The sequence below is a fragment of the Sorangium sp. So ce375 genome, assembly GCF_051473855.1.
GTDB lineage: Bacteria > Myxococcota_A > Polyangia > Polyangiales > Polyangiaceae > Sorangium.
Genome location: NZ_CP150335.1, coordinates 9,106,326 through 9,127,177 on the forward strand (window position 1 = coordinate 9,106,326; position 20,852 = coordinate 9,127,177).

At 71.3% G+C, this 20,852-nt stretch carries 14 protein-coding genes; 7 read left to right on the forward strand and 7 right to left on the reverse strand.

The features are described 5' to 3' along the window. Positions 1-213 carry a twin-arginine translocase TatA/TatE family subunit gene (locus WME90_RS33880; RefSeq protein ID WP_437276184.1) on the reverse strand — a complete coding sequence of 71 codons (213 nt, stop codon included), beginning with the start codon at positions 211-213 and terminating at the stop codon, positions 1-3. A gap of 340 nt (positions 214-553) precedes the next feature. Between WME90_RS33880 and WME90_RS33885 the strand changes: the two genes are divergently transcribed. From WME90_RS33885 to WME90_RS33900, 4 genes are all read left to right on the forward strand, one after another. Beyond that, entirely contained in the window at positions 554-1,213 is a 660-nt protein-coding gene (locus WME90_RS33885) for a hypothetical protein (protein ID WP_437276185.1), read from the forward strand. A 101-nt stretch (positions 1,214-1,314) separates the two neighbouring features. Then, the gene (locus tag WME90_RS33890; protein WP_437276186.1) at positions 1,315-1,971 is read left to right on the forward strand and encodes a DUF2760 domain-containing protein; all 657 of its coding nucleotides are present in this window, start codon (positions 1,315-1,317) and stop codon (positions 1,969-1,971) included. Beyond that, positions 1,968-3,845, forward strand: coding sequence for an Hsp70 family protein (locus WME90_RS33895; protein ID WP_437276187.1), 1,878 nt, complete (start codon positions 1,968-1,970; stop codon positions 3,843-3,845). The genes WME90_RS33890 and WME90_RS33895 overlap by 4 nt, the downstream gene beginning before the upstream one ends. Before the next feature lie 150 nt (positions 3,846-3,995). Beyond that, positions 3,996-4,874: a transglutaminase family protein gene (locus WME90_RS33900; RefSeq protein WP_437276188.1), complete on the forward strand. Its 879-nt coding sequence runs from the start codon at positions 3,996-3,998 to the stop codon at positions 4,872-4,874. Between the two features lie 178 nt (positions 4,875-5,052). On the opposite strand, the gene WME90_RS33905 is transcribed toward WME90_RS33900, so the two are convergent. After that, complete coding sequence (locus WME90_RS33905; RefSeq protein WP_437276189.1) at positions 5,053-5,517, reverse strand: hypothetical protein; 465 nt, start codon at positions 5,515-5,517, stop codon at positions 5,053-5,055. An 864-nt stretch (positions 5,518-6,381) separates the two neighbouring features. Here WME90_RS33905 and WME90_RS33910 point away from each other — a divergent pair. Then, positions 6,382-7,686 (forward strand): amidohydrolase family protein, encoded by a 1,305-nt coding sequence (locus WME90_RS33910; RefSeq protein ID WP_437276190.1) that lies wholly within the window; start codon positions 6,382-6,384, stop codon positions 7,684-7,686. Positions 7,687-7,786: 100 nt separating this feature from the next. Here WME90_RS33910 and WME90_RS33915 read toward each other — a convergent pair whose 3' ends face one another. The 4 genes from WME90_RS33915 to WME90_RS33930 form a co-directional block, all read right to left on the reverse strand. Continuing rightward, positions 7,787-10,228 carry a GH36-type glycosyl hydrolase domain-containing protein gene (locus tag WME90_RS33915; protein ID WP_437276191.1) on the reverse strand — a complete coding sequence of 814 codons (2,442 nt, stop codon included), beginning with the start codon at positions 10,226-10,228 and terminating at the stop codon, positions 7,787-7,789. A 356-nt stretch (positions 10,229-10,584) separates the two neighbouring features. Then, on the reverse strand, positions 10,585-11,559 hold the full coding sequence (locus WME90_RS33920; RefSeq protein WP_437276192.1) for an aldo/keto reductase: 975 nt from the start codon (positions 11,557-11,559) through the stop codon (positions 10,585-10,587). Positions 11,560-11,619: 60 nt separating this feature from the next. Continuing rightward, positions 11,620-12,288, reverse strand: coding sequence for a hypothetical protein (locus WME90_RS33925; RefSeq protein WP_437276193.1), 669 nt, complete (start codon positions 12,286-12,288; stop codon positions 11,620-11,622). A gap of 498 nt (positions 12,289-12,786) precedes the next feature. Continuing rightward, positions 12,787-13,296, reverse strand: coding sequence for an OmpA family protein (locus tag WME90_RS33930; RefSeq protein WP_437276194.1), 510 nt, complete (start codon positions 13,294-13,296; stop codon positions 12,787-12,789). Between the two features lie 226 nt (positions 13,297-13,522). On the opposite strand from WME90_RS33930, the gene WME90_RS33935 reads away from it, so the two are divergent. After that, positions 13,523-16,399, forward strand: coding sequence for an Hsp70 family protein (locus tag WME90_RS33935; RefSeq protein WP_437276195.1), 2,877 nt, complete (start codon positions 13,523-13,525; stop codon positions 16,397-16,399). Between the two features lie 97 nt (positions 16,400-16,496). On the opposite strand, the gene WME90_RS33940 is transcribed toward WME90_RS33935, so the two are convergent. After that, on the reverse strand, positions 16,497-17,411 hold the full coding sequence (locus WME90_RS33940; protein ID WP_437276196.1) for a hypothetical protein: 915 nt from the start codon (positions 17,409-17,411) through the stop codon (positions 16,497-16,499). A gap of 379 nt (positions 17,412-17,790) precedes the next feature. Here WME90_RS33940 and WME90_RS33945 point away from each other — a divergent pair, with 379 nt between their 5' ends. Next, on the forward strand, positions 17,791-20,802 hold the full coding sequence (locus tag WME90_RS33945) for a beta-propeller domain-containing protein (protein WP_437276197.1): 3,012 nt from the start codon (positions 17,791-17,793) through the stop codon (positions 20,800-20,802). Positions 20,803-20,852 lie beyond the last annotated feature (50 nt).

Consider the following 20,852-nt stretch of genomic DNA (forward strand, 5'->3'; position numbering starts at 1 on the left):
CTACACCGGCTTCTGGGAGTCCTCTTCCTTCGCGTCGGGCTTCGCCGGGAGCTGCTTGGCGGCATCCTCTTCTTCGTCGTCGCGGAGCCCCTTCTTGAAGTTGCGGATGCCCTCGCCGATCCCCTTCCCGACGTCCGCGATCCTCCCCGCGCCGAAGAGGAGCAGGGCGAGGCCGATGAGAAGGGCAATTTCGAGCGGTCCGATGCGGCCCATAGCGTTGTTCCCTTGAAGGCTGCCGCGCGCGGCGGCAGGTCGGCGGGTCACGGCCCGGTTAGGGTCGACCCATACCACCCCTCCTCCACACCGGCAATGCAGCGGTTCGACGCGCTGAGACCCGTGCTAGGCTCGCGCGACCGGCTCCGCTGGCGGAGAGACGAGGCGCGTGAGCCCCGCTCGCTCCGCCAGCGGTTCACAAATCGAGAACGGCGCGACGGCCCAGGCAAGGTCGCCAGCCGGCCGGCCCGGACGCCAGCCTCACGGAAGGCCGGCGGTGATCCATAGCTTGAGCCCTCGCAGGCGTTGCGACAGTCGACACGGGGAAAACACGATGCCGATGAACCGCTTGAATTGTAAGGCAGCGCAGTATCTCGCAGGAGCGTCGGTCGCGGCGGCGGTGCTCACCGGCGCCCCTGGGCGCGCGAGCGCTCAGGAGGCGAGCGGGGGCGACACGGTGAGCGTCGACGGCAAGGGGATCGTCGGCGGCGCGCTGCTCGGCGGCGAGGTCGTGATGCTGACCATGGGGGCGATCGGGGTCGAGCGCGCCTGGCCGTACCTCGTGTTCGGCGGGCTCGGCGCGGTGGGCGGGGGCGTCGCCGGTTACTTCGTCGAGGCCGCGGAGCCGCCCGCAGAGGTGCCGCTCTACATGCTCGCCGGGGGCATGGCGCTGGTCATCCCGACCCTCGTCGTCACCCTGAACGCCACCGCGTACAAGCCCCCCGAGTCCGACCAGAGCGAGCCGATCCGCAACGAGCCGGCCGCGGAGCCGCCACAGCCGGGGATCAACGTGCAGATCACCTCGGACGCAGCCCCGTTCCTCCGGCGAAGCCGCTGGGAAGAGCCCCGGCTCGGGCTCGTCGACATCACGCCGCGCCGGGTCGCGCTCGGCGTGCCCGCGCTCTCGCTCAAGCCGCTCTACTCGCAGGACGAGATGTTCAAGTTCGGCGTGGCGCAGGGGCACGAGGTCCGCGTCCCCGTCCTCCGAGCGAGCTTCTGAGGCGCCCGGGGTCGCCCTGGGCGGCGGCGCGGTACGGGCGCCCCCCTGCCCCGCGCGCCGGTCTCTGTGCCGATCCCTACGCTCGGCGTTAGGCTCTCGCCGTGGCCGACCTCCACGATCCCCCGCTGCCCTGGTCCACGAGGCTCTGGTTCGCCTTCGCGTGCTTCTTTCGCGTGCTGTTCGATCCCGGGTTCGCCGCGCGGGCGTGGCAGGCGCGCGAGGTGGTCGCCGCCCTGCCGCCGGCCGAGCGCGCCGAGCCGCGGCAGCTCGAGCGAGATCGAGCGGGCGGCGCGCCCGCCGCCCCCGACGCGCCCGCGGCGGCGAGGAGAGAGCCCGCCCCGGCGCCGCAGGCCGCCGCCCCCGCGCCGCAGGCCGCGAGCGCGGTGGGCTCGGCGCTCCAGCTGCTCTCGCTGCTCCAGCGCGAGGGGCGGCTCGTCGACTTCCTCGAGCAGGACATCGCCTCGTTCGGCGACGCGGACGTCGGCGTGGCGGCCAGGATGGTCCACGAGGGCTGCCGCAAGGCGCTGCGCAGCCACGCGAAGCTCGCGCCCGTGCGGCGCGAGGACGAGGGGGCGAAGGTGACGCTCGAGGCCGGCTACAGCCCCTCCGAGATCAAGCTCATCGGCAACGTGTCCGGGACCGCGCCCTACAGAGGAGTGCTACGCCACCGGGGCTGGCGCGCCGACGAGCTCTCGCTGCCTACGCCGGTCGCCGGCCACGACGCCAGCATCATCGCCCCCGCGGAGGTCGAGCTATGAGCGCGCGCTACATCATCGGCATCGACCTCGGCACCACGCACTGCGCGCTCTCCTACGCGCGCCTGCCCGAGGACGGCGCCGACGCGCGGCTCGCGCCGTCGCCCGAGGTGATGGCCGCCCCCCAGCTCGTGGCGCAAGGGACGCTCGAGGCGCGGCCGCTCCTGCCCTCCTTCATGTACATCCCCCACGAGAGCGAGGGCCCCCAGGCGCTGCCCTGGGACGCCGAGCGGCGCTTCGTCGTCGGCGAGCACGCCCGGGCGCGCGGGGTCGACGCGCCGGCGCGCCTCGTCTCGAGCGCGAAGAGCTGGCTCTGCCACCCCGGCATCGATCGGCGCGGTCCGACGCTCCCGCTCGGCGCGCCCGAGGACATCGAGAAGATCTCGCCGGTCGAGGCGTCGTGGCGGTACCTCGAGCACCTCACCGAGGCCTGGGACCACCTGTTCGCGAAGGACGATCCGGCGCTCGCCCTCGCGAAGCAGGAGATCGTGATCACCGTGCCCGCGTCGTTCGACGCCGCCGCGCGCGACCTCACGGTCGAGGCGGCGAGCGCCGCGGGGTTCGAGGACCTCACCCTGCTCGAGGAGCCGCAGGCGGCCGTGTACGCCTGGATCGACGCGGTCGGCGAGGCATGGCGCAAGCACCTCCAGCCGGGCGACGTGCTGCTCGTCGTCGACGTCGGCGGCGGGACCACCGACTTCTCGGCGATCGCCGCGGTGCCGCGCGACGGCTCGCTCGAGCTCGTCCGCGTGGCGGTCGGCGACCACATCCTGCTCGGCGGCGACAACATGGACCTCGCGCTCGCGCACGTCGTGAAGGCGAAGCTCGCGGCCGACGGCAAGGAGCTCGACCGCTGGCAGATGACGTCGCTCACCCACGCGGCGCGCGTGGCGAAGGAGCGGCTGCTCGGCGATCCGTCGTTGACCGAGGCGCCGATCGTGATCGCCGGCCGCGGCTCGAAGCTGCTCGGGGCGTCGATCCGGACCGAGCTCACCCGGGACGAGATCACCCGGACGCTCGTGGACGGGTTCTTCCCCGAGGTCCCCTCCTCCGCGCGCCCGGCGACCCGCGCGCGCGCCGGCCTGACGCAGCTCGGCCTCCCGTACGCGCAGGACGCGGCGATCACCCGCCACCTGGCCGCGTTCCTGGGGCGGCAGGCGGGCGCGACGTCGAAGCTTCCGGGCTTCGCCCCCCAGGGAGGGACGGACGCCGAGCCCGGCCGCGCGCCGCGGCTCCTGCACCCGACGGCGGTGCTCTTCAATGGCGGCGTCATGAAGAGCGCGGCGCTGCGCGAGCGGCTTGTCGCGACGCTCGGCGCCTGGCTCGAGGAGGACGGCGCGCCCCGGCCGCGGGTGCTCCCGAGCGACGATCTGGATCTCGCTGTCGCGCGCGGCGCCGCCGCCTACGGCCTCGCGCGGCGCGGCCGGGGGCTCCGGATCCGCGGCGGGACGGCGCGGGCGTACTACGTGGGCATCGAGGGCGCCGTGCCCGCGGTGCCCGGTCTGGAGCCGCCGATCACGGCGCTCTGCCTCGCGCCGTTCGGCATGGAAGAGGGCACCGAGGCGACGCTGCCGCCGCAGGAGTTCGGCGTGGTGGTCGGCGAGCCGGTGCGCTTCCGCTTCTTCAGCTCGTCGGTGCGCCGGGACGACCAGGCCGGGACCGAGCTCGAGGCCTGGAAGCCCGGAGAGCTCGAGGAGCTCTCGCCGATCGAGGTCACCTTGCCCACAGAGGGCCGCCGGGAGGGCGACATGGTGCCGGTGCAGCTGCGCGCGTCGGTCACCGAGGTGGGGACGCTGCTCCTGGAGGCGATCCCCCGCGAGGCGCAGAAGCCGAACGAGCGCTGGCGGATCGAGCTGTCGGTGCGCGCCGAGGCGTGAGCGCAGCGACGTCCGCGTCAGGCGCGGCCTGAAACATCACAACCCGTCCGTCCGGAACCGGATGCTGAGCGCGCCCGCCCGCGCTACCCTCGCGCCGCGCGGCGCGAGGGAGCGAGCGCCCGGGCCGAGGCGATCTCATCAGGACACGACATGGCGCAGACGACTCGCAAGCTCCGTGTCGTCCATACGACGAAATACACCTACGATCGCCCGGTGGAGCGCAGCGTGCACAAGCTGCATCTCTGCCCGATGCACGACTGGGATCAACGCGTGCTCTCGCACACGCTCACGATCGATCCCGAAGCGCCCACGGTAGAGCTCGAGGACGTCTTCGGGAACTGGGTCACGCGCTTCGAGATCACCTCCCCGTATACCGCGCTCACGATCGCGGCCGACTCGATCGTGGAGCTCTGCGACGTCGATCCGTTCGCGTTCGCGAAGAAGAAGATCCGGCCCGCGTTCCCGCTCGTCTGGATGCCCTGGGAGCAGGCGATGATCGCGCCGTACGTGCGCCCAGCGGAGCTCCCCGACACCCAGCTCCAGGAGCTCTTCGATTACGCCATGTCGTTCGTCGCGAAGAACGACGCGGACCTGATGGAGACGCTCTTCGCGATCAACCTGACGCTCTTCCGCGATTACCAGTATGTTCCGGGCTCAACGACCCTGGCGACGACTCCCTATGACGTCTTCGTGAACCGGCGCGGGGTCTGCCAGGATTTCGCGAACCTGTTCATCTGCATGGCGCGGCTCCTCGGCATTCCGGCGCGCTACGTGTGCGGGTACATCTATACCGGCAATGTCGGCGCGAATCGCGCAGGCTCCGACGCGACCCACGCGTGGGTGCAGCTCTACATCCCGAACATCGGCTGGAAGGGGTTCGACCCGACGAACGGTGTGCTGGCCAGCATCGACCACGTGCGGGTCGGTTATGGACGTAACTTCACGGATGTTACGCCCACGGCGGGAACGCTCTACACCGCCGCCGTCGAGACGATGACGGTCGACGTGACGGTGGCCGAGGTGGACTAAGCTCCTCCGCGAGAGCGCCCGCTCACCGACGGGCGCCGGGCGCAACAGTCGCACAGCGAGAGTGGAGAGCACGGAACAGCGGCCGCTGGGGAGACAGGCGTCCCGCCTTTCCCTGCGGCCGCCGCGAGGCTCGCCGAAGGGCAGGCGGACGGATCCGCGAGACCTCGGCGCGTCGACATCACTCCGGCCTGTCGTTGAGGCAGGCGGTGCCCTGCTCCAGGCACGCGCCCCCCTCGGTGGTGGCGGCCTCCATGCCGCACGCCGTGCACTCGTCGCTCGGCTCCTCGTCCCCATTGCACGAGGCAAAGCAGGCATCGCCCTCCGCCGCGCCGCAATTCGCGCAGATACACTCCGTGAGCGCCTGGTACTTCGGCACCGAGGACTCGCACAGGTCCGCCGTATCGGCATCACCGAGGAGGGGCTCCGAGCAGGTCACACACTCCGCGTCGCCACCGCCGCCCTGGCCGGCGCCGCCCTGGCCGGCGCCGCCCACGTCGCCGCCGCCACCCTCGCCGGCGCCGCCCTGGCCGGCGCCGCCCTCACCGGTCGTGCTGCTCGCGGTGGTCCCGCCGCCCGAGCCCGTCGTTTCGGTGTCGTCCCCGCACCCCGCCGAGAAGGCGGTCGCGCCAAGCATGAGAGCCATCGAGCCAATGCTGATAAGATTGATATTCCGCATGTTGTCCTCCGGCGCGCTTGAACAAGCGCCCGTCGTCGATCGTCGCTTCGTCTGTCAGTCCCAACGGGACTCGCCGGTCGCGACAACCCCCGCGTGCCGGCGGCGGCACACTACTCCACCCAGGCTGTGACGCTCAACTATCTTCCATGCGGCGCAGGATGCGGCGCAGGAAACAGCTGTACGCGCCTTGCCCGATCTCGAGCGACCCCAACTACCATGGCATGCGCTTTGATGACGGGCCCACCAGCGCCCGCGGCTCAGGGATCACCCGACTCCGGCGCCCTGACGAAGCATCGACGAAGCATCACCGCAATCCCGCGTCGCGAACCGAGCGCATCGCCGTGGCCGCGGCGCTCGCGGCCCACGCTCACAGCACGACGCACGCGCGCCTGGAGCGTCGCACCGAATCCAGCAAGTCGCGAGTTCCGAGCGTCCTTGTGCTCCACGGAACGCCGCGCCGTCGCCGGGCGCTGCGCCGCCCGCGCCGAGCGCGCCTGCGCCGCCTGATGCCTCAAGCGAATCTGGAGATGGCGGCGGACATCGCCGGGAGCGCGCGCCTTCGACGACTTGAAGGTGGAAGTTGGAAAGCGCTCGTGACAGCGGCCCTGGAGCACGGATCTGCTATGATCAGAGGCGCGGCGCCTGCGTCGCGCGCGATCCCAGAGCCCGATCTCACGCTGCGATCACGCGCGCCGAGCGCCAGCGATACGGCCCCTCGCGCGCCGCGGAGCTACGGCGACGCGCGGGGCTCGTCGCGCGTCACGGGGGGAGGGCACGATGGGCTTTCGGTTGCGTGTGTTGCGCGTGTTGCGCGTAGTGCGCGTGTGTCTGTTGGCGACGCTCGCGGGCCTGTGCGCCTGCGCGAGCACGCCCGTGCAATGGCCCTCGCCGGACGGGCAGCCGAAGCCGCCGCCCATACGGGAGATCAACGCCGTCGCGCGGCCAGACGCCGCTCACACCGTGGCGATCGTGGGGGCCACCCTTATCGACGGCCGGGGAGGGCCGCCCGTGCGCGACGCCGTCGTCGTGGTCCGCGGCGACCGCATCGTCGCCGCGGGCGCGCGCGGCGCCGCCGGCGTCCCGGCCGGCGCGGAGGTCGTCCCCGGCGCGGGGCTCTGGGTGCTGCCCGGCCTCATCGACGCGCACTTCCACCTCGACGGCGATGACGGGCTGCCCGGCGTCGTCCTGCAGCGCGGCGTCACCTCGCTGCGCGAGCCGGGGAACTGGATCGAGGCGTACGATGCCGCGCGCAAGCTCGGTCCGACGCCGCGGCTCTTCCTTGCGGGGCCGCTGCTCGACGGGCTGTATCCGGCCTATCCGGACAGCGCGATGCTGGTGCGCGACGCGGCCGAGGCCCGCTGGGCCGTAGATCAGCTGGTCGAGCGCGGGGCGTCCGCGATCAAGGTCTATTTCCGCCTGCCGCTCGGGCTCGTCGAGGAGATCGCCAAGGCCGCGCACGCGCACGGGGTGATCGCCGTCGCGCACCTGGAGACGGTGGACGCCGCGGCGGCGGTCCGCGCCGGGCTCGACGGCATCGAGCACATCACGTCGCTCGGCACGGCGCTTGTGCCGCCGCGCGAGGCGGAGCGCTACCGCCAGTCGGTGATCGCCGACAACGACGCGCGCTTTCCGGGACGCTACGAGATCTTTCGCGGCGTCTCCCTCGAGGCCCCGCGGACCCGAGCGCTGCTCCGGCTGCTCGCGGCGCGAGGCACCTTCCTCACCCCGACGCTCGCCGTCTTCGAGCGCCGCGCCGGCGACGCGGGCGCGACGGAGACCGAGGTGCGGGGCTTCGCCAACATGATGAAGCTCACCCTCGCGGCGCGCCGCGCAGGCGTGCGGGTGGTCGTCGGCTCCCACGGCAAGGTGCCGGGCGCCGAGCGAGGGTGGGCCTACCAGCGCGAGATGGAGCTGCTCGTCGAGAGCGGCCTCTCGCCCATGGAGGTCCTCGTCGCTGGCACGATGGAGAACGCCAGGTACTTCCGCGTCGACGACCGGCTCGGCAGCGTGGAGCCGGGCAAGCTCGCCGACCTCGTGCTGGTCGAGGGCGACCCCCTCGCCGACATCCGAGCGATGCGCCGCGTGAAGCGGGTCATGTTGAACGGGAGATGGATCGGCCCAGCTCAGGCCGACTGAGCCGCACGCGCTCGTCACGCAGACAGCTCGTCACGCGGACGGGACGAGCGCACGCGGAGCGCGCCGCGCGGTGGCGGCGGCGCGCTCCGACAGAGGGCCTTCAGCCCATCTCGATCTCGACGCGCACCGTCGAGCCGGCCGGCGACAGGGGGATCACGTTGCCCGCGACGGGCTTGCCGTCCACGGTGAGCTTCTTCACGCCCTTGCACACCCCCGAGTTCTTGACGCTGATCTCGTAGCTGGCGCCCCGGAAGCGGCGGGAAATGGAGAAGCTCTTCCACGACTTGGGCACGCAGGGGTCGAGCTTCAAGCCGTCGTACTGGGGCTGCACGCCGAGGATCCCCTGGCTGACGGACACGAAGGTCCAGGCCGCGGTGCCGGTGAGCCAGGCGTTCTTGGCTTCACCGAAGACCGGGGCGTCCTTGCCGGCGATCATCTGCGCATAGACGTAAGGCTCGGCGCGATACGTCTCGATCTGGCTCTCCTTGGCCGAGGGGCAGATGGAGAGATAGTACTCCAGCGCGCGCTCCCCTTCGCCCAGGAGACACCAGCCGAGGTGGATCCAGGTGTTGTTGTGGCAGAAGATGCCCGCGTTCTCCTTCACGCCCGGCGGGTACGAGGTGACCTCCCCGAGCTCGAGGTGATAGGTCGAGTACGCGGGCTGCTGCAGCACGATACCGTTCTTCGTGTAGAGGTGCTTGTGCACGCTCTCCATCGCCTGCTTGGCGCGGCCGTTGTCCGCGCCGGCGCCGCCCAGCACACACCAGCCCTGGCTCTCGATGAAGATCTTCCCCTCTTCGTTCTCCTTGCTCCCGACCGGCCGGCTCTCGGCGTCATAGGCGCGGCGGTACCACTCGCCGTCCCAGGCCTCCTTCTCGACCACGGCCAGCATCTCCGTGTAGTGCTCGCGCATGCGCGCCGCGTCGGGCTTCTGGCCCAGCCAGTCGTACAGGGCGGCCATCTCGCGGCTGGCATAGAGGAAGAGGCCGGCGATCATCACGGACTCGGCCTTCGAGTCCTTCACGTCGCCCGCGGTCTGGAAGCTCTCGTTGGGCTCGGTGCTGAAGCAGTTCAGGTTGAGGCAGTCGTTCCAGTCCGCGTGGCCGATCAGCGGCAGGCCGTGCGGGCCCCGCTTCTTCATCGTGTAGGCGATCGACGTCTCCAGGTGGTGGAGGAGATCCTCCTTGGAGCCCGCCTTGTCGGCGTAACCCACCGACTCCTTGAGGATGCTCTTGTCGCCCGTCTCCTTGATATACGCGCACGTGGAGAGGATCAGCCAGAGGTGATCGTCGTAGAAGTCGCCGCCGATGTCGGCGTTCCCCTTCTTCGTCAGCGGCTGATACTGATGGTAACAGGTCCCGTCGCTGAGCTGGGTGGCGGCGATGTCGAGGATGCGCTGGCGGGCGCGCTCGGGGACGAGGTGCACGAAGCCCAGGAGATCCTGGTTCGAGTCGCGGAAGCCCATGCCCCGGCCGATGCCGGTCTCGTACATGCTGGCCGACCGAGAGAGGTTGAAGGTCGCCATGCACTGGTACTGGTTCCAGGTGTTGAGCATGCGCCGCGCGTGCTCGTCCGGGCAGTCGGCCTGGAAGTTCGAGAGGATCCCGGCCCAGTCCGCCTTCAGCTGGGCGAACGCGCCGTCCACGACGCCGGGCGCCGAGTACTTGGCCAGGATCTCCTTGCCCTTCTGCTTGTTCAGGACGAAGGGCGCCTTGAACTTGGGCAGATCCCCGTGATCCACGTACGAGAGCACGAAGCTCATCGTCTCGCTCGCGCCGGGCTCGAGCGAGAGGCTCACCTGGTGGCTGCCGATCGGGTTCCAGCCGAACGCCTTGGAGTTCGTGGCCTTCCCCTTGGCCGGCACCTGGGCCTCGTGGAGGCCGTGGTGGACGCTGCCGCAGAAGGCGTCGCGGCTCGTGTCGAAGCCGTCGATGGCGCGCGTACAGGCGAAGAGCGTGTAATGGGAGCGGCGCTCGCGGAACTCGGTCTTGTGGTAGATGGCGCTCCCCTCGATCTCCACCTCGCCGATGGAGTAGGTGCGCTGGTAGTTCGTCATGTCATTGAGCGCCTCGAAGAAGCAGAACTCCTGAAAGGAGAAGAGCTGGATGTCCTTCTTCGAGCCGCTCTTGTTGGTGACCCGGGTGCGCCAGATCTCCACGTTCTCGCCGGGAACGATGAAGAAGAGCACCTCGACCTCGACGCCGTTCTTCTCGCCCGTGATCTTCGTGTAGCCCAGGCCGTGGCGGCACTCGTAGCGATCCAGCGCCGTCTTGAGGGGCTTCCACATGGGGTTCCACACCACCCCGCCGTCGTTCACGTACAGGTAGCGCCCGCCGAGATCCATCGGCACGTTGTTGTACCGGTAGCGCGTGAGCCGGCGCAGCTTGGCGTCCTTCCAGAACGTGTAGCCGCCCGCCGTGTTGGTGCAGAGGCCGAACATCTCGTCCGAGCCCAGGTAGTTGAGCCAGGGCAGCGGCGTGTCGGGCCGAGTGATGACGTACTCGCGGCTCTCGTCGTCGAAGTGGCCGTACTGATTGCTCATGGACGCGCGGTCTCCGTGGATAGCGACAGAAAAAAACCCGGAGGCAGCGCTGCCCCGGGTCGGATAAGCCTAATGATTGTTGGGCCTGGGGCCTCCGAGCGAGCTCAGAGGGCCGCCACTCTAGACCCCGGCGCCTCCGCTTGTCAACGGGGCCAGAGGGCGCGCTCGCCGGCGTTTTTCGAGGCAGAACGCCGCACATCCGCCGCGATCCATCGCGCCGGCATCCCATGGGCATCCCACGGGCATCACACCGGTGGATGTGCGGTAGACAACCCATGATTGCAGCAAGTAGAAAATTTTACACAACGACGTTCCGCGCGCGCTGCGCCTCACCCGCAGGGCCGCGCATCCGTGGGTTAACCGGCCTTGAAGGTGTCGTAACGACCGGCGCGCGGCGCGACGCGCGACTCCAGCGCGGCGCGCTCGGCGGGCGGCATCGGGAAGGAGAGCGACCGCGCGCCCAGGTTCTCGCGCACCTCGGCGACCGACGAGCAGCCGACGATCACCGTGTCGGCGTGGCTCGCCGCGTAGCGGATGAGCTCGCTCGCGCTCGCGGCGCGATCCTGGAGCAGGCGGCCCGCGGCCATGACCTTCATGCCGATGACGCCGACCCCGCGCTGCCGCGCCTCCTGGACCACGGTCGTCAGGAACGGGAGGCGCGCCGGATCTGCGGGGTTGATCGCGCAGAGCACGGTGTCGACAGGATAACGTCGCATCGCCTCCACGAGGATCCGCGGATCGTGGTGACCGGTGATCCCGACGTGGCGCACGCGGCCGTCGGCCCTGGCCTGCTCCACGGCTTCGATGGCGCCCCGCTTGCCGAAGATGGCGTCGAGCTCCTCGATCTCCCGTAGATCGTGCAGCTGCCACAGATCGAGGTGGTCTGTCCCGAGCCGACGCAGGCTGTCGTCGAGCAGCCGCAGCGCGCCGTCGCGATCGCGCGCGTGCGTCTTGGAGGCCAGGAAGACCTGCTCGCGCGCCCCCGGGCCCGCGGCGCGGAAGGCCTCACCATAGTAGTCCTGACTCTGCTGGTACGCAGGCGCGGTGTCGCAATACCTGACCCCGAGGCGCAAGGCCTCCAGGATCACCGGCACCGCCTCGCGGTGACGGCCGGTCGTCCGGAGGATCCCCTCGCCGCCGAGCGACACCGGCTCGACCTGCGCGCCGGTCCTCCCGAGCGCGCGCGCCGACGCCCCCGCGGCCGCAGGCGCCGCCGGCTGCTCGCCGCCGGCTGCTGCTCCGACCGCGACGGCGGGCGCTGTCGGGGCGACCGCTCCCAGCACGCCACGGCGGCCGCCGTCGGTACCTCCGGTCTCGCTCGGCTCGCGCATACGGCCCTCCTCGAGAGGACTCTATCAACCGACGGGTCGCGCGTAAACCGGGGCCGTCGCCTACCACCTGTCGTCGGAGTCGTCGTCCGATCCCCTGCCCCAGCCCGACCGGTCGTCGTCTTCGAACACCAGCCTGCCGATCACCACCTGGCGCACCGTCGCGGGGTAATAGGCCGTGACGGCGGCCGTGCTCCAGGTGTGCCCGACGATGGTATCCGAGGTGTTCGTGTAGAGCCGCATCACGCCGTAGCCGGCGCCGGAGGTCCAGCGGCCGCCCGAGGAGTACCGGGAGTCGGACGAGCCGTGCTGCGTGCTCGTCGAGTCGACGACGCTCACCTCGAGCTGGAACGTGCCAGCGACGAAGGGGCTCACGGGGAGCTTCACCCTCGGCGCCCGGCGGAGGATCGCGATATGCCCGGTCGACGACTCGCCAGCGGGGTAGCGGATAGCGATGATGTCGGCGGCGCGCGCGTCCATGGGGTCGCGGATCCTCTTGAATCCATTCTCCGCGACGATGGCGTCGTAGTAGGCGGCGGCGCTCGGGCTCCGGCTGCCCAGCCAGTCGTCGAGCGACGCCTCGGTGAAGCCGTAGCCCCGCTTGAGCAGCTCTGTCAGGAAGGTGGCGCACTGCGTCCGGTTCGCATAGCGCCGCGCGCCGCCCACGCCAGCCCAGGAGATGAAGCTGGGACTCGAGTTGTATTCGTTGTTCTCGGGGCTGATGTTGTCCACGAGGCTCTCTGCCCATCTGAGATGATCGACGTGCTGCGCAGCCGCGGTGCGCGGCGCCGCCCACACGAGCCCCGGCAGGGCGAAACAAGCGATCTCCAGCAAACGACGACGAACGCTCGCCATGATCCACCACGCAATGCATGAGTTGCTCGAACTGACGCGTCGCACTCAGCGCGCGGATTCCCGTGATGTATTAAGTACGATCGAGAGGCGTCGTTCAACACAATTTTGCCGTACGACCATCTTTGGGAGTCGCTTGTCCCACAGGCGCACAGACGGACAGGCATCGACTTGCGCCGTACGCGGTTGCGTTGCGCGCGGCGCGACGACGCAACACGCGCAACGCAACCGCGAGCGACGGTAAGCAGTCGATTTCGAGGAAGGACCTGTGTTAACCTGGCCTGTTGTTCCGACGCTCGGGTGGCTCGGGGAGCAGGCGCGGGGGGACGTGTCGTCCCCGGAGCGACGCGCGGGCGGCCTCGATCGGCCGCCGGCCGGTCACTTCGTCTTGATGCGGAACTCCACGCGCCGGTTCATGGCGCGGCAGCCCTCGTCGCTCGTGAAGCAGAGCGGCGCGCCGGCGCCGTACCCCGGCGCCGTCATCGGCGTCGCGACGCCGCGCTGGACGAGGTAGCGGACCACGGCGTTCGCGCGGCGCTCGGACAGCTTGATGTTGTGCTCCACGCTGCCCTGGTTGTCCGTGTGCCCCTCGACCGTGAGCGCGGTGATCTCCGGGTGCGTCCGCAGGATGTTCGCCACCGCGTCGAGGACCGAGAACGACTCGGGCCGGATCTCGTCCTTGTCGAGGTCGTAGAAGATCGGCCGGGCGATCTTGATGCGATCCCCCTCGATGACCGCCTCGGCAGGCGCCGCCGGCTGGGCGACCACCGGAGGAGGAGGCGGCGGCGGGGCCGCGCTCGCCGCCACCGACATCTCGGTCTTCGCCGACCCGCACCCCGCCGCAAGGACGCCCAGGACCACAAGCCAGATCGCTCGGTTCGCTCGCATTTCGCGCGTCTAGCACGGGGAATCGCCCGGAAGAACCGGAAGAAGCACGCGAGCGCCCGCTGCCCCTGCTGACCCCGCCGGCGGCGCCCGGGCGCGGACGCGCGCGGCCGGCGGCCCGGTGAGGCCGCCGTGCTGCACCCGGCGAGGGCGCGCGCGAGCCGACGCGGAGGCGCGCCGGACCTGCGCAATGCGCGGCGGCGATCCAGTATCGTTGCTGCGCGCACGCATGTCCGCCCCCGCGAAGAGCCCGAGCCTGATCGTCGGAATCGACCTCGGCACCACGCACACCGTCGTGGCGTGGGCCGAGCGCGACGCCGGCCCCGGCGCGATCCGCGTCTTTTCGATCCCGCAGCTCGTGACGGCCACCGAGATCGAGGCGCGCCCGCTGCTGCCCTCCCTGCTCTACGCGCCCCTCCCCGGCGAAGCGCCGGCCGATCCGTTCGGTGACGCGCCCTTCGCGCTCGGTGAGCACGCGCGCCGGCGCGGCGGAGAGGTCCCCGGCCGGCTCATCGCCTCGGCGAAGAGCTGGCTCTGCCACCCTGGCGTCGACCGGACGGCGCCCATCCTGCCATGGGGCGCGGCCGAGGACGCGCCCTCCCTGCCGCGCGCCTCGCCGCTCGACGCGAGCGCCCGGATCCTCGCCCACGTGCGGCGCACCTGGGACGACGCCTTCCCGGATCGCCCGCTCGCCGCGCAGGAGGTCGTGCTCACCGTGCCGGCGTCGTTCGACGAGGTCGCGCGCGAGCTCACCGTCGAGGCCGCGCGCCGCGCCGGCCTGTCGGCGCGCCTCCTCGAGGAGCCGCAGGCCGCGTTCTACGACTTCATGCGGCTCGCCGGCGCGGAGGGCCTCGATGCCCTGCTCGACCGCTCGGGCGGCGAGGCGATGGTCCTCGTCTGCGATGTCGGCGGCGGCACGACGGATCTGTCGCTCATCCGGGTCGCCCGGGGCGCTGGCGCGGCGAGTGGCCACCCCGAGGTCTCGCGCGTCGCGGTCGGCCACCACCTCCTGCTCGGCGGCGACAACATGGACCTCGCGCTCGCCCACCTCTGCGAGCCGCGCCTCGTGGGCGGCGCGGGGGAGAAGCTCGACCCGGCGCGCTTCGGTCAGCTGGTGCTGGCCTGCCGCGCCGCCAAGGAGCGCCTGCTCGCCGGCGGCGCCTCCGCCGAGGGCGCCACCGGGGCCGCGCCTGCGCCGCCGGAGGAGGCGCCGGTCACCGTGCTCTCGCACGGGGCGCGGCTCGTGGGCGGCGCGCTGACGACGCGCCTCGGCCGCGAGGAGGTCGAGGGCGTCGTGCTGGACGGCTTCTTCCCGGAGGCGCCTCGGGACGCCCGGCCCCAGCGCGGGCGGAGCGGGCTCGTCGCGTTCGGCCTGCCCTACGAGCGGGACGTCGCGATCACCCGGCACGTGGCCTGGTTCTTCGCTCGCCACGCCCCGGAGGCGCGAGGGCCGACCGCGCTGCTCCTGAACGGCGGCGTCTTCCGCGCGCGCCGCGTCGCGGAGCGCCTCGCGCAGGTCGTCGAGCGCTGGGGAGGCCCGCCGCTCGATCTGCTCCCGCACGCCGATCCCGACCTCGCGGTGGCGCGGGGCGCGGTCGCCTATGGCCTCGCGCTCGCGGGCCGCGGCGTGCGCATCGAGGGGGGCGCGGCGCGCGGCTACTACGTCGGCCTCGAGCCGCCCGCCGGCGGGGGGCCGCGGCCGGCGGTCTGCGTCGTGCCGCGCGGCGCGAAGGAGGGCAGCGTCCACGCCGCGGCCGGGCGGACGTTCGCGCTCGTCGTGGGGCGCCCCGTGCGGTTCGACCTGTTCGCGTCGGACGACGCGCGCGCCGATCGCGCGGGCGACCTGGTCCCCCTCGAGGACGACCGGTTCGACGCGCTGCCGCCGATCGCGGTGGCGTTCGACGCGGGGGACGCCGCGCGCGCCGCGTCCGGCAAGCAGGCGGAGGTGCGGGTGCAGATCGAGGGAGAGCTCACCGCGATCGGCACCCTGGATCTCGCCTGCGTCGAGGTGGACGCCGCGGCGCCGCGCCGCTTCCGGCTGGCGTTCCAGCTGCGCGAGGACGGCCGCGGCGCGCGCGCCGCCGAGGCCGAGGGGGGCGCGGCGGGCGGCATCCCGGCGGAGCGGGCGCAGGCGAGGCCTTACGCCGCGGCGACGCCGGGCGGCAAGCGCCTCGAGGAGGCCCGGGAGGCGATCGAGCGGGTGTTCGGCAAGGGGCGGCCCGACGTGGCGCCGCGAGAGGCGAAGAACCTCGTGCGCGAGCTGGAGCGCGTGCTCGGGGAGCGCGCCACCTGGACGACGGAGACCGCGCGGGCGCTGCTCGACACGCTCGTCCCGAGCGCGCGCTCGCGGCGGCGCTCGGCCGATCACGAGCGCGTGTTCTGGTCGCTCGCCGGCTACTGTCTCCGCCCCGGGTTCGGCGACGCGGGCGACCCTGCGCGCGTCGCCGCGCTCGCGCCGCTCTTCGCCGAGCGCCTGGCGTTCCCGCAGGAGGCGCGCTCCTGGCAGCAGTTCTGGATCGCGTGGCGCCGCGTCGCGGGCGGCCTCGACGAGCCGCTGCAGGTCGCGATCCGGGATCTGGCGGATCCGTTCCTGGCCCCGGCCGAGCAGCGGTTGAAGAAGCCGAAGGGGGTGAAGCCGGAGGCGCTCGACGATCTGCTCGAGCTCTGCGCGTCGCTGGAGCGCGTGCCCGCCGGCCGGAGGAGCGAGCTCGGCGCGTGGATCCTGGAGCGCACGTGGACCGACCGCGACGCGCGGCTCTGGGCGGCGATCGGCCGCCTCGGCGCGCGCGTGCCGGCGTACGCGAGCGTCCACCACGTGGTGTCGCCGGCCGCGGCCGAGCGGTGGCTCGACCACCTGCTGCGCGAAAAGTGGCAGGAGCTGCCGTCCGCGGCGCCGGCCGCGGTGCAGCTCGCGCGCAGGACCGGGGACCGGGCGCGCGACGTCTCGGACCGGATCCGCGGCGACGTGGAGCGGCGGCTCGTCAAGGTGGGCGCGCCCGAGGCGTGGGTCAGGGCGGTGCGCGAGGTGGTGGCCGTCGAGGAGGCCGAGCGCGCCGCGTTCTTTGGAGAGGGGCTGCCGGTGGGGCTGCGGCTCGTGAGCGAGTAGGGATCCTCCGCGTCGTTCGGCTCGCTGCGGCGTACTTTCGTACGCCTCACTCACCTACCTGGCGGCTGGGCCCGTATCCCACGAACCTGCACCCGCTCTAATGGCCAGAAGCCGCCTCGATGCACGCCTCGAGCTCCGGCGTCGCCCGCCAGCCGCACTCGCCCGACGCGCCCCGCTCGCACACGCTGTGCTCCTTGTAACACGCGTACTCCTCGAGGAACTCGCACGTCGTGGCCACGTCCTCGTCGGCGCACACCTGACCGCTGCAGCCGGTCACCACGCACGGGGCAGGCTTGTCGCCGCCGATGCACGCCTCGAGCTCCGGCGTCTCGCGCCAGCCGCACTCGCCCGACGCGTCCCGCTCGCACACGCCGTGCGCCTTGTAACAGGCGTACTCCTCGCGCCACTCGCAGGTCGTGGCCACCTCCTCGTCGGCGCACACCTGACCGCTGCAGCCGGTCACCTTGCACGGCGCAGGCTTGTCGCCGCCGAGGCACGCCTCGAGCTCCGGCGTCGCACGCCAGCCGCACTCGCCCGACGCGCCCCGCTCGCACACGCCGTGCTCCGCGTAACACGCGTATTCCTCGCGCCACTCGCACGTCGTGACCACATCCGAATCGGCATCGGCGCAGACCTGCCCGCTGCAGCCGGTCACCACGCACGGGGCAGGCTCGCCGCCGCCGAGGCACGCCTCGAGCTCCGGCGTCGCGCGCCAGCCGCACTCGCCCGACGCGCCCCGCTCGCACACGCCGTGCTCCTTGTAACAGGCGTACTCCTCGCGCCACTCGCACGTCGTGACCACATCCGAATCGGCATCGGCGCAGACCTGCCCGCTGCAGCCGGTCACCTTGCACGAGGCGGGCTCGCCGCCCGCCACCCCCCCGCCCCCATGGTCAACCCCCCCGTCCACGACCGTGCCCTGACAGCCTTTGCCCTTGGCGCCGGTGAGCAAGGGAACGAAGAGCATGAGCATCGAAACGACGAGCCGGTGACGTTTGCTGAAGAGATCCATCGTCAAGCCTCCTATCAAGAGATTGGCTGACCCTGCCATTCGGCAGCCACGGGCGCCAGGATCCACACCTCGTGCCAAGCACGGCGCCGGCACGCCCCCAGCGCGCGGAGGGGATGCGCCAGGATCACGAGAGCTCACCCACGGATCAGGGCATCGAGCAGCGCCACGGCGCACGCCTTGCGGGCAGGTCCCTGACCGCCGGCAGCCCGCCGACCGCACACTCTGGCACAAGCCGCAGGGATACCCGCAAAAATCCTCCGCCATTTCGCGGAGTTTTACATGGCCCGCGGCTTGCTAAGTGCGCCGGACACGGGACCTGAACAGTGCGCGCGCACCGGCGCAGGCATGACGCCAGTGTCTCGTCATCAACGAGGTAACCATGACCTTCCTGTCTAGAACTTACGCCGCCTGGCTCGTCCTCGCGGCGGGGGCGGTCTCGGCCGGACTCACCGGCTGCGATGGAGGTTCGACGGGGCCTTCATCCGAGACCGGTCAGACCGACTTCATCTCTGACAATCCGAACGGCGGCGATGGAAGAGATACGGCAGGGGAGGGAGCCAACGCCGCGGCGGCGAGCTCCGGCACCGGCGGCGACGGCGCTCCGGTCGGGGACGATGCAGGTGGCGACGGGGACGCGGAGCGCGCGATCACCGAGGCCGACATCATCCAGGTCAAGGACGGCAAGCTCTACGCGCTCTCGGAGTACTCGGGGCTCAGCATCATCGACATCTCGCGGCGCGACCGGCTGAGCCTCCTCGGGCGCTACCGGGCGAGCGGGATCCCCTTCGAGATGTACCTGCGCGACGGGGTCGTCTACGCGATGTTCTCGTCGTGGACCCACTACGTCGTCGACGCGGCCACCGGCGACACCTCATATCAGCAGACGAGCCATATCGAGGCGCTCGACGTCTCCGCCCCGGCGGATATCCAGCAGATCGGCTCGTTCGACTTGCCGGGCGCCATCTCCGATTCGCGCATCGTCGGCGACGTGCTCTATACCGTCACGTTCGAGGACGGCTATTGCTGGGGGTGCAAAGACGCGCGGAACACCACGATCACCTCCCTGGCCGTCGGCAATCCCGCCCAGATCGCCGTGGTCGATCAGCTGAGCTACGACGACGAGGACCCCGACAGCCACGGGTGGCAACGCAGCGTGAGCGTCACCCAGGACCGCATGTACATCGCGGGCATCGAGTGGGACGGCACCGGGGAGGGGCACTCCACCATCCAGGTCGTCGACATCTCCGACCCCGGCGGCGCGCTCGTCGAGGGCGCGAGCGTCGAGGCCGCCGGACAGATCCAGAGCCGCTGGCAGATGGACGAGCACGAGGGCGTCCTCCGCGTCGTCAGCCAGCCCGGCGTCTGGTGGAACAACACGGCGATGCCCGGCGTCCAGACCTTCACCGTCGCGTCCTCGCAAGAGCTCACGCCGCTCGGCTACACCGAGCTCGCCCTTCCCAAGCCCGAGACGCTGCGCTCGGTCCGCTTCGACGGCGACCGCGCCTACGCGATCACGGCGGAGCAGACCGACCCGCTCTTCACCATCGACCTCAGCGACCCGGAGCACCCCGCCCAGGTCGGCGAGCTCGAGATGCCCGGCTGGGTCTACCACATGGAGCCGCGCGGCGACCGGCTGCTCGCCCTCGGCTTCGACAACGCGTCCACAGACGGCGCGCTCCACGTCTCGCTCTTCGACGTCTCCGACCTCGCGAAGCCCACGATGCTAAAGCGCGTCCATTTCGGCGGCGACTGGGGGAGCTTCGCCGAGGGCCAGGACCAGATCCACAAGGCCTTCACCATCCTCGACGACCTCGGCACCATCCTCGTGCCCTACAGCGGCTTGTACCTCCACGAGAGCACGGGCTGCGGCTCGTACCGCAGCGGCGTCCAGCTGATCGACTTCACGGACGACACGCTCACGAAGCGCGGCTCCGTTCCGTCGCGCGGTCGGGCGCGGCGCGCCTTCGTCCACGACACGCGGCTCTTCGCCGTCTCGGATCAGGAGGTCGGGACGTTCAACATCGCGGACCGCGACGCCCCGACCGCGGTCGCCGACCTCGATCTGGCGACGATCGTCACCAACACCGCCGTCACAGGTGATCTCGTGATCCGCATGAGCGCGGACTGGTGGACGAATGGCGCGGAGCTCGCGATCGTGTCCGCCGCGGATCCGAGCCGCGCCGAGCCGATCGGGACGCTCGACCTCGCGCAGCTGGCGTCCGGATCGGCGGACGACTGCTATGGCTCCGGCCTCTCCAGCGCGCGCATCTTCACGCACGGGCAGTACGCCTACCTGCTCTGGCCCACGTACGCGGACTGGACGCAAACGCAGCTCGCCGTGATCGATCTCAGGGACCCCGAATCCCCGCGGATCGCCAGCAAACGCGCTCTGCCGATCCCCAGCAACGCGCTCTACGATTACGGGTACTACGGCAATGTCCTCGCCACGGGCGATTCCGTGGTCCAGGCCGGGAGCACGCTCGTGCTCCGCAATGCCGCCAACCAGTACTACGACGAGGATGGCAGCGGCGCCTCGGAGCCAGTGCCGCGCGATCCGTCGCTCGAGATCATCGACCTCTCGGACCCGTCGAGCCCAGTACACCGCTCGGTGCCCGTGCCCGAGGGCGCCGGCCACACGGGCCTGCAGATCGACGGCACCACCGTGCTGACCTCGCACTGGGTGCCGCTGCCGAACGACAGCTCGAGGGCGCGCTTCTACCTCGACCGCATCGACGTGGCCGACCCGTCCGCGCCGGTCGTGCGGACGCCGGTCAACGTGCCCGGCTCGCTGCTCGCCTTCGATGGCGCGTCGAAGCGCGCGCTCACGGTCGACTACGAGACGATCGAGGTCGAGGCCGCGAGCTGGGAAGAGTGCCGCGACACCTTCCCGAGCTACGGATTCGTGCCGACGGACCCGTACAACTACGAGGGCCCTGGCGTCTGCCGCGGGACGCACCACACCCTCATGATGCTCGACGTCGGCAGCACGACCGCGCGCCTCCGCGACGAGAAACGGCTCGACGACGCCGCCATCGGGCAGGTGCTCGTGGGAGATGACCGCGTGTTCATCTACAGCTACGCGATCTACACCGGGTCCTCGCCCGAGGTCGTCGTGGCCAGCGGGCTCGCGGAAGGCAGCATCGAGCTCGCGTCGAAGGAGCTCCCGTCCGCCGACGTCGGCTGGCCGCAGGCCGTCGACGGGACGCGCATCGTCTTCGGGAGCTACTACCCGCCCACGCTCTCCGTCCTCGACGCGGCCGACCTCGACGAGCTGACCTTCGAAACCAAGCGCGAGCTCTCGGGGTATCTCTCCTCGGTGACCGTCTCCGGCGACAGCGCGCTCTGCTCGCTCGGGAACTACGGCCTCCAGGTCGTCGACCTCGGCGACTGATCCGCGCGCCGCGCCTTCGCCGCGCTGCCCGTGACGAGCAGCGCGCGGTG